Source organism: Actinomadura soli (assembly GCF_005889715.1).
GTDB classification, from domain to species: domain Bacteria; phylum Actinomycetota; class Actinomycetes; order Streptosporangiales; family Streptosporangiaceae; genus Spirillospora; species Spirillospora soli.
Genome location: NZ_VCKW01000289.1, coordinates 1 through 9,654, shown reverse-complemented (window position 1 = coordinate 9,654; position 9,654 = coordinate 1). Strand labels below are relative to the sequence as shown.

The window sequence follows — 9,654 nt, the reverse complement described above, 5'->3', positions numbered from 1 at the left end:
CACCCCACCACCCGCCACCGCCGCCCGGCGACGGGCTCCCCGGCGCCGGGCCGGGCACGCCCGTGCCGGACGCCGCCGCGCCCGGCTCCGGAGCGACCGGCGACCGGACGGTCCCGGCCCCCCGCCCGCGCGACGCGTACTTCGACAACGTCAAGTTCTTCCTGATCATGCTGGTGGTGCTCGGCCACTTCTGGGAGGTGTTCCGGAAGGACAGCGGCGCGGCGAACGCGGCCTACACCGTCGTCTACGCGTTCCACATGCCGCTGTTCGTGTTCGTCTCCGGTTACTTCTCCCGCGGCTTCATGCGCTCGACGGACAAATTCCGCGGCATTTTCCCGACGCTGATCGTGCCGTTCGCGATTTTCAATGCTCTGTACCGGCTGCTGACTTTCCTCAACGTCGACGATTTCCAGTTGCTCGGGGCTTTCCGGCCGCAGTACCTCATGTGGTTTCTCGTCGCGCTCGTGCTGTGGCGATTGAGCGCGCCGCTGTGGTCGCATTTGCGTTACCCGGTCGCGACGGCGGTCGCGTTGAGCCTGATCGCCGGGAGCTGGAGTTTCAATTCCGATCCGACGCTGTGCCGCGCGGCGGGGCTGCTGCCGTTCTTCGTGCTGGGCCTGACCGTCGGCACCGGAGCCGGGGCCGCGGGGGGCGGGCCGGGGCCCGTGGACGCCCTGCGGAGCCGCGCTTGGACGCGGTGGGCGGGCGCGTCCGTGCTGCTGGCCGCGCTCCCGGCCGCCTACGTCTGGGAGCGCGGGACCGTCGTCCCGAAGATCGAGCACGGGGTCCGGCTCTGGAACCGCGGCTACGAGCAGATGGGCTTCGGCCTGCTGGAGGGCATGTCGTACCGGCTGCTGGCGATGGTGTTCGCCGTCGTCCTCGGCGCGGCGTTCCTCGCGGCCGTCCCGCGCGGGCGGGCCTGGTACACGCGGCTCGGGACGCGGACGATGTACGTCTACCTGCTGCACGGCCTCGTGGTGCAGGCGCTGCATTACGGGGGCGTCCTCGACGGCCGCTTCCTCCAGAGCCCGGCCGGGCTCGTCCTCGTCACCGCCGGCGGTCTCGCGCTCGGCGTGGTCCTCGCCACGACCCCCGTTGTGCGCCTGACCCGATGGGCCATTGAGCCCAAAGCCCGCTGGCTTCTGAAGCCGTCACAAGTCGCGACATAAGTTTTTCCCTACACTTGCGGGTATAGTCCAGATTCACCGAGTAGTCGATTGGCCAACGCGTGAGCAGTGACCACACCATCTCCTTGAGCGTCATCGTGCCCGTGCACAAAGTGCAGGGGTACATCCGGCAGTGCCTCGATTCCATCCTCGACCCAGACATTCCGAACCTTGAGGTCATAGCGGTCGATGATCATTCGCCGGACGGCTGCGGGGAGATACTCGACGAGTTCGCCGAGCGCGACCCGCGCGTCCGGGTGCGGCACCTCGAGGAGAACGTCGGGCTCGGCCACGCCCGCAACATCGGCCTCGACATGGCCACCGGCGACTACGTCTGGTTCTTCGACAGCGACGACCACGCCACCGAGGGCGCCGTCCGCGCGATCTACGACCGGCTCGCCGAGACCCGTCCCGACGTGCTGGTCTTCGACTACGCGCGCTCGTACTGGAACGGCAAGGTCAAGCGGAGCATCATCAACCACCTGTTCCGCGAGCCGCCCGCGCCGGACGTGTTCACCCTCGAAGAGCGCCCGAGCGTCCTCGAGATGATGATGACCGCGTGGAACAAGGCGATCCGCCGGGAGTTCCTGCTCGACCTCGGGCTGCGGTTCAGCGGCGGCTACTACGAGGACGTCAACGTCACCTACCCGATCCTGATGGCGGCCGAGCGGCTCAGCCTGCTGGACCGGGTCTGCTACATCTACCGGCAGCGCCGCCACGGGGCGATCACCAAGACCACCGGCGCCAAGCACTTCGACGCGTTCGCGCAGTACGACCGCATCTTCGAGTTCATGGACGGGATGGGCCCTGCCGCCGACCCGTTCCGCAACCTCATGTTCGACCGGACGATCTGGCACCTGCTCGTCATCATCGAGCGCGAGGACCGCGTCCACGAGTCGGAGAAGCCGCGCTTCTTCGCCGAGATGTCCGCCACGTACAACCGGCACGAGCCGGAGGGGCACGTCCCGCCCGAGCCCGAGGACAAGCCCTACCTCGCCGACAAGCACCGGGCGATCAAGGCGAACGACTACAAGGGCTTCCTGCGCGTCCGGGCGACCGAGTCCAGGGTCAAGACGACCAAGCGGCGCACCCGCAAGGTCGGCCGCCTCGGCAAGCGCGGCGTGCGGGCCTCCAAGGAGCTCGCGAAGGACCGCTACTACCAGATGCAGCGCAAGCTGCCGATCGACGAGAACCTCGCCGTGTTCGCCGCGTACTGGTACCGCGGGTACGCGTGCAACCCGGCGGCGATCTACGAGAAGGTCCGCGAGCTGGCCCCGCACATCACCCCCGTCTGGGTGGTGAAGCCGGGCGCGCGCTCGACCATGCCGGACGGCGTCGAGTACGTCGTCGCCGGGTCGGCCGACTACTACCGGACGCTCGCCCGCGCGAAGTACTTCGTCAACAACGTCAACTTCCCCGACTTCTACGTGAAGCGGCCGGGGCAGGTCCACCTGATGACGCAGCACGGCACGCCGCTGAAGAAGATGGGCCTCGACCAGATGGAGTATCCGGTCGGCGCCAACGACATGGACTTCAAGGCCCTCATCCAGCGGTCCGACCGGTGGGACTTCCTCGTCTCGTCCAACCCGCTGTCGACGGAGGCGTGGCAGCGCGGGTTCCCGTGCGGCTACGAGATGCTGGAGATCGGCTATCCGCGCAACGACCGGCTGGTGACCGCCGGGCACGACGCGGAGCAGCGGGCCCGGCTGCGCGACGAGGTCGGCGTCCCGGACGGCGCGACCGCGATCCTGTACGCGCCGACGCACCGCGACTACCAGCGCCGCTACAGCCCCATGTTCGACATCGGCCGGGTCGTGGAGCAGCTCGGCGACGACCACGTGCTGCTGCTGCGGGCGCACTACTACTACAAGATCAAGAACATGGCGGCGGACATGGGCTGGCCGGAGGGCCGGGTCATCGACGTGTCCCGGCACCCCTCCGTCGAGGACCTGATGATCGCGTCGGACGTGCTGCTCACCGACTACTCGTCCGTCATGTTCGACTACGCGAACCTCGACAAGCCGATCGTGATCTACGCCAACGACTGGGAGACCTACCGGCTCACCCGCGGCGTCAACTTCGACCTGATGGCCACGCCGCCCGGTGTCGTCGCCACCACGGAGGACGAGTTGGTCGAGGCGTTCGTGTCCCGGGCCGCGTGGAGCGACGCCGCCGCCAAGGACCGCGCCGACTTCCAGGCCCGCTTCTGCCCGTGGGACGACGGGCACGCGGCCGAACGCGCCGTCCGGCGGATGTTCCTCGGCGAGAAGATCCCGAACCCGCCGCGCTGACCTGCGGCGGGCGCGCTCCCGCAGTACCATCCGGGTCGAAGGCCCGTCGCACCCCGCAAGCGCACGCTTCCCTTCCGCGCGCCTCTGCGCGTCCAGAGGCTCCGCGCGTCCAGGGCTCCGCGCCGTCCAGGGGGCGGCGCCCGCCGTGCAGACCCCCGCCGTTCTCCGGCCCGGCGACGCCGCCCGGCCGGCCGAGTGATCGAAGGAGTGGGCCGCTTGCCCGCCAGCAGGATCAGCGTGATCGTGCTCTCCCATGGAGCCGGGAACTCCCTGGACGCCACCCTGGAGTCGCTCGCGGCCCAGTCGCACACCGGGCTGGACGTGCTCGTCATGGACGACGGCGCGGGCGCCACCGCCGAGACGGCCCTCCCCGACGACCGGTCCCGCATCGTCCGGCGGGGCGCGCTGAGCCGGGGCGCCGCGCGCGGCCTGGGCGTCGAGGAGAGCGACGGCGAGTTCCTGCTGTTCGTCGACGGCGGCGACGAGCTTCCGGCGGACGCGGTCGCCGTCCTGGCGGCGGCGCTGGAGCGGTCCGGGTCCGACATCGCGATCGGGCGCGACGCCGTCCGCACGTGGACGGGCCAGGTGTCGCAGTGGCGGCCGTGCGGGGCGGTCGCGGACCCCGCCACCGGCACGGACCTGCGGCGCAGCCCCGACCTGATCCGCTACCGGACGGCGTTCGGGAAGCTGTTCCGCCGGTCCTTCTGGACGGCGAACAAGCTGGCGTTCCCCGACATCGGCCGGTACGACGACCTGCCCACGGCGATCCAGGCCCTGCATCTGGCCACGGCGATCGACGTGCTGCCGGACGTCGTCCTGCACCGCCACAACCACCGGTTCGCCCAGACGACGCAGGCGCAGGAGATCGCGGACGGGTTCGGCGCCGTCACCCTCGCCACCACCTGGCTGGAGGAGAACGGCCACGCCAAGTCCCGGCAGCGGTTCCAGCTCATCGCCGTCGACAAGGAGCTGCGCGTGTTCCTGGACGCGCTGCCCGACGTGCCCGCCGAGGAACGCGACCAGGTCGTCGCGCAGGCCGCCGCCTACGCGTCCGGGGTCTCGGCGAAGGTGCTCGCGGGCGCGCCCGCGCTGACCCGGCTGAAGTGGCACCTCGCGACCGCCGGGCACACGTCCGAACTGGTGAAGGTCGTCCGGTACGAGCGGGGGAAGGCGTCGCCGTCGATCGTCCGCGACCCGCTGCGCCGGTACGTCGTGTACCCGTACTGGAAGGACTCCAAGCTCGGCGTCCCCCGCGAGGTCTACCGGGCCCGCGACGAGGTCCGGCTGAGGGGCCGCGTCCACGCGGTGAGCTGGGACGGCGACCGGCTCACCGTCACCGGCGAGGCGTTCATCAACTCGGTCAGCTCGCGGCGCCGCTGGACGTCGGTGAAGACGATGACGCTGCGGTCGGCCGCCCGGAGGATCGTGGTGCGGGCCCGGCAGATCCCGAAGCCGGGGAAGAAGTCCGGCTTCTCCGGGTTCGAGTTCGGGTTCGACGTGGGGCGGCTCCGCGATCACGGCCGGTGGGTCGAGGGCGACTGGGACGTCGAGGCGTCGGTGTTCAACGCGGGTGTGTTCCGGCGGGGGCCGCTGCGCGGCGGCGGCTCCGGCAGCGGCGCGCACCCGCCGTACCGCTACGTCGCCGACGACGTCCGCGTCGTCCCGCTGATCGAGAACGGCCGGCTCGTCGTCAAGGTCGAGCGGGTCGCCGTGCGGGCGACCGCGCTGCGCTGGGACGGCGACGCCCTCGTCATCGAGGTGACGGCCGCTGGGGCGCCGCCGCGCGAGCTGGAGCTGACGCTCGGCGACGACCGCGTCCCCGTCCCTGTCACCGCGACGGGCAGCCGGTTCAGCGCCCGCGTCGACACCGCCGCCCTCGAAGGCTCCCCGATCCCGCCGGACCGGATCGACGACACCCGCGACTGGACGGTCTCCGCCGGCGGCCGCCCGCTGGTCCTCGCCGAGGGCGTGGACGACGTCGAGCGGACGTTCGGCACGCTGGAGGTCGCCGCGGGCCGCGGCCCGAGCGGTTACCTGCGCGTCCGCCGCACCACCACCCGCCTCGTCGTCGGCGACTGCACCTGGCGCCCGGACGGCACCCTGACGCTCACCGCGACGCACACCGCCCACGACGGCGGGCAGATCGTGCTGCGCGGCCGGGGCCGCCGCAAGGACCACGCGTTCGACGTCGTCGCCGACCCGTCGTCGGGCGTCCTGCGCGCCGAGGTCCCGGTGGCGGCGGTGCCGGGCGTCGCGGGCGTCCTCCCGCTCCGCCCCGGCCGCTGGGACGTGCTGTTCCGCCCGCCGGGCGGCCGGGCGCTGACCGTCCGGCTGTCCGCGCCCGCGCAGAAGCACCTGCCGGAGCCGCTGGAGGTGGCGCGGCGCGGCTACGAGCTGGAGGGCACCGACGGGCGGCTCGCGGTGTCGGTGACCGGCGACGTGTCCCAGGAGGAGAAGAGCGAGGGCCGCAAGCACCGCGAGGAGGCCCGCCGCCGCGTCGACCGGGACGGGCTGCGCGACGCCGTCGTGTTCTCCTGCTTCGGCGGACGGCAGTACTCCGACAGCCCCAAGGCCGTCCACCAGGAACTCCTGCGCCGCGGCGCAGATCTGGAGCAGCTGTGGGTGGTCAACGACGCGCAGGTGGAGCTGCCGAGCAGCCTGCGGGGCGTCCGGCTGAACGGCAGGGAGTGGAACGAGGCGCTCGCCACGTCCCGCTACATCGTGACGAACCACCGGCTCGGCGACGCGTTCCGGCGGCACCCGGACCAGATCGTCCTGCAGACCTGGCACGGCACCCCGCTGAAGAAGATCGGCAAGGACATCAAGGAGGTGCACTTCGCCTACACGCCCGGGATGAAGACGGCGCTGCAGTCGAAGTCCGCGGGCCCTGCCGTCTCCGAGTGGAGCCATCTGCTGTCGCCGAACCCGTTCAGCACGGAGATCTTCCGCCGCGCGTTCTCGTTCAAGGGCGAGATGCTGGAGGTCGGGTACCCGCGCAACGACCTGCTGCACAGCCCGGCGGCCGACGCCGTCGCCGCGCAGGTCAGGGCACGTCTCGGCATCCCGGAGGGCAAGCGCGTCGTGCTGTACGCGCCGACGTGGCGCGACGACCAGTACTACAGCCGCGGCCGGTACAAGTTCGACATGCGCCTCGACCTGGACCGCGCCCGCGCCGCCCTCGGCGACGACCACGTCCTGCTCGTCCGGCTGCACACCAACGTGGTGGACGGCGTCGCCGAAGACGAGCACGGCTTCGTCCGGGACGTGTCCCTGTACCCCGACATCACCGAGCTGTACCTGATCTCCGACGTGATGATCAGCGACTACTCGTCGGTGATGTTCGACTACGCCAACACGGGCCGTCCGATGCTGTTCTTCACCTACGACCTGGCCGACTACCGGGACCGGCTCCGCGGCTTCTACTTCGACTTCGAGGCCGAGGCGCCCGGTCCCCTGGTCGAGACGTCCGACGACCTGATCGACGCGATCCGCGACGTCGAGTCCGCCACGGCCGGCCACCAGGACCGCTACCGGGACTTCGTCGCCCGCTTCTGCCCGCTCGACGACGGCAAGGCCGCGGCCCGCACCGTCGACCGCGTCTTCGGCACGTCCGGCTGAGCGGCGTCAGCCACGCTCCGCGTCCACCTTCTCCCGGCTGTCCTCTTCCAGGTCGCCGGGCGGGGCGGGCGCGGGCCGGGGCGGCGGAAGCACTGCCAGCCCGAGCGCCACGCAGGCGAACGGGACGGCGGGCAGCACGTACCGGTAGTCGAAGTCGGCCGTCGCCGCCGGGATCACGAGCAGTGCGAGGCTCGTCCCCCAGGGGAGGAGGGCACCCGTCCCCCAGTGCCGGACGGCGCGACGCAGACGCCAGCGTCCACCCGGCGCCCGTGCGTGCAGCAGCGCCCCGCCGAGCCCGCCCACCAGCAGAACACCCAGCACAGTGCCCGGCAGCACTACATTGTCCTGATAACTCAGCATCCGCCCGGCCCAGGGCTCGACGACCCTCGTCCTGCCGCCACCACCGGGGTCGTACCTCGCCGCGATCTCCGCCTGCTCGTCGGCCCACGCCTCGCCCTCGGGGAACTCGTATTGCCGCCACGTCCACGGCGTCGGATACGGCTTGCGCTCCCACTCGAACGCCCGGAGCGTGTCATGGACGACGACCTTCGCGTAGTCGAGGGGCTGCGCCTTGATGGCCTCCCGCGAGAACTCGCCCGCCAGCCTGTTGCCCTGCTCCCCGTAGATCCAGCCGGGGATGTCGCGGAACGCGGAGTCGGCCGTCCACATGGCGGCGAACGGCCGCGAGATCCGCGGGTCGCTGCGCTCCGGGCACATGATCTGCAGCTCGGGACGCGGCCTGATGACGTCGCAGTCGGCGAACGTCGCGGTCCGCGCGTAGAGCCAGACCTGCTCGGCCTTGGCCATCTTGTACTCGCCGTACGCCGAATGGAACCAGACCATGTAGCCGGCGACCGGGATCGCGAACACCGCCACGACCACGCCGCAGGCACGCCACCCCGCCCGCCGCAGCGCCATCGCGACGACGATCACCGCGATCAGCGGCAGCCCCGCCGTCCTGGTGATCGCCGCGCAGCCCGCGAGCAGCCCGGCGAGCGCGGCCAGCCACCACGTCGTCCGGCGCCGCCACAGCACCGCCGCCACCGCCGCGAGCAGCAGGAACGCGAAGAACGAATCCGACATGAGCATGTGCTCAAGAGCGATCTGGTGCACCGGCAGAAGCACCGGGACCGTCAGCAGCGCCCCGAACACCCCCACCACCCAGCCGTTGCCGTCCGGCCAGGCCGCCCGCCCGGCCCGCCAGACCAGCAGGTAAACGAGCACGCCCGTGAGAACCCCGATGGCGTGCTGGACCGACACCATCAGCGTGAAGCTGTGGAACGGCTTGATCGCCCAGAGGAGCAGCGCGTACCCGGACGGACGCGTCTCACTGGGCTCGAACTCGACCGCCGCCGTCAGGTATCCGGGCGAGTCACCGAACCACATCGGCGACGGATACCCCATCACCGCGATGACCCGAACCACGATCGCCACCGCCAGCACGCAGGCGAAAGGCAGATGAAACAGGACCGGCCGGACAAGCATCACCAAAGACTACCCACCGTGACGATGATCATCCGCACGCACAATCACGAGTCGGAGACAATGCCGGAGACCACAACCGGACAGCCGATACCATCGGACGGCTTCCGACGACGAAAGGGCACTCCATGGCGAACTTCACGCTCGACGACGTTCGGCAACGGACGTACAAGGCGCGTGACGCCTGGTGGACGGTACTCCTGGTCGATCCGCTCGCGTCCAGGCTGGTCAAGCTGACCGCCAACCGGACGCGCGTGACCCCGAACCAGCTCACCGTCGGGGCCCTCGTCCTCGGCCTCGCCGCCGGCGCCTGCTTCGCCGTGGCCTCCTGGCCGTGGCTGCTCGCCGGCGCGCTGCTGTACCACCTGTCGTTCACCCTCGACTGCATGGACGGAAAGATCGCCCGCCTGAAGGGCACCGGCTCGGTGTTCGGCGCCTGGCTCGACTACATCTTCGACCGCGTCCGCGTCCTGGCCTGCGCGATCGCCCTGATGGGCGGCCAGTACCACGCCACCGGCAACGAGGCGTACATCTGGACGGCCCTCGCCGTCGTGTTCCTCGACATGCTCCGCTACATGGACGCCCTGGAGATCTACAAGATCCGCTCCCAGATGCGCGACACCCTCACCGCGGCCCGCGCGGAGGCGCACTCCCTGGAGGCGGCGGCCCAGCGCGCCGACGGCCACGTCGACGAGGACCTCCGCTCCGCCGAAGGCGCCTTCGCCGACGACCCCGAGGCCGACATGGAGGACCGCGTCGTCGGCGACGACCCCGCCAACGCCGCCCTCCAGAGCGGCTTCTACCGCCGCTTCCCCTGGTACATCCGCGTCCGCAACGTCCTGATGGCCGGACGCATCCGCCCGCACCTGTTCAGCGGCATCGAGTTCCAGATGGGCGTCTTCATCGTCGCCCCCATCGCCGCCGCGGCCATCTCCGGCGCCATCATCCCGGTGGTCGCCGCCAGCGCCGCCGGCCTGCTCACCTTCGAGCTCATCATCATCTACAAGTTCTGGCTGGCCGCCCGCGACTACAGCCGCAACCTCACCAAACTGAACACCAAGATCAACGAGTACCGCACCCAGACCCCCGACCACCCC

General features: G+C 70.8%; 5 protein-coding genes. 4 read left to right on the top strand and 1 reads right to left on the bottom strand.

The window, feature by feature from the left end:
- From ETD83_RS35360 to ETD83_RS35350, 3 genes are all read left to right on the top strand, one after another.
- Positions 1 to 1,169: acyltransferase family protein (locus ETD83_RS35360; RefSeq protein WP_138649558.1), on the top strand; the 1,169-nt coding region annotated here is incomplete at its 5' end.
- A gap of 59 nt (positions 1,170 to 1,228) precedes the next feature.
- Positions 1,229 to 3,457, top strand: coding sequence for a bifunctional glycosyltransferase/CDP-glycerol:glycerophosphate glycerophosphotransferase (locus ETD83_RS35355; protein ID WP_205718051.1), 2,229 nt, complete (start codon positions 1,229 to 1,231; stop codon positions 3,455 to 3,457).
- Between the two features lie 216 nt (positions 3,458 to 3,673).
- Positions 3,674 to 7,075, top strand: a complete 3,402-nt coding sequence (locus ETD83_RS35350; protein ID WP_138649557.1) for a bifunctional glycosyltransferase family 2 protein/CDP-glycerol:glycerophosphate glycerophosphotransferase — start codon at positions 3,674 to 3,676, stop codon at positions 7,073 to 7,075.
- 6 nt (positions 7,076 to 7,081) lie between these two features.
- On the opposite strand, the gene ETD83_RS35345 is transcribed toward ETD83_RS35350, so the two are convergent.
- The gene (locus ETD83_RS35345) at positions 7,082 to 8,560 is read right to left on the bottom strand and encodes a hypothetical protein (protein ID WP_138649556.1); all 1,479 of its coding nucleotides are present in this window, start codon (positions 8,558 to 8,560) and stop codon (positions 7,082 to 7,084) included.
- A gap of 125 nt (positions 8,561 to 8,685) precedes the next feature.
- On the opposite strand from ETD83_RS35345, the gene ETD83_RS35340 reads away from it, so the two are divergent.
- Positions 8,686 to 9,654 (top strand): CDP-alcohol phosphatidyltransferase family protein (locus ETD83_RS35340; RefSeq protein WP_138649555.1); only part of this gene is annotated, 969 nt, incomplete at its 3' end.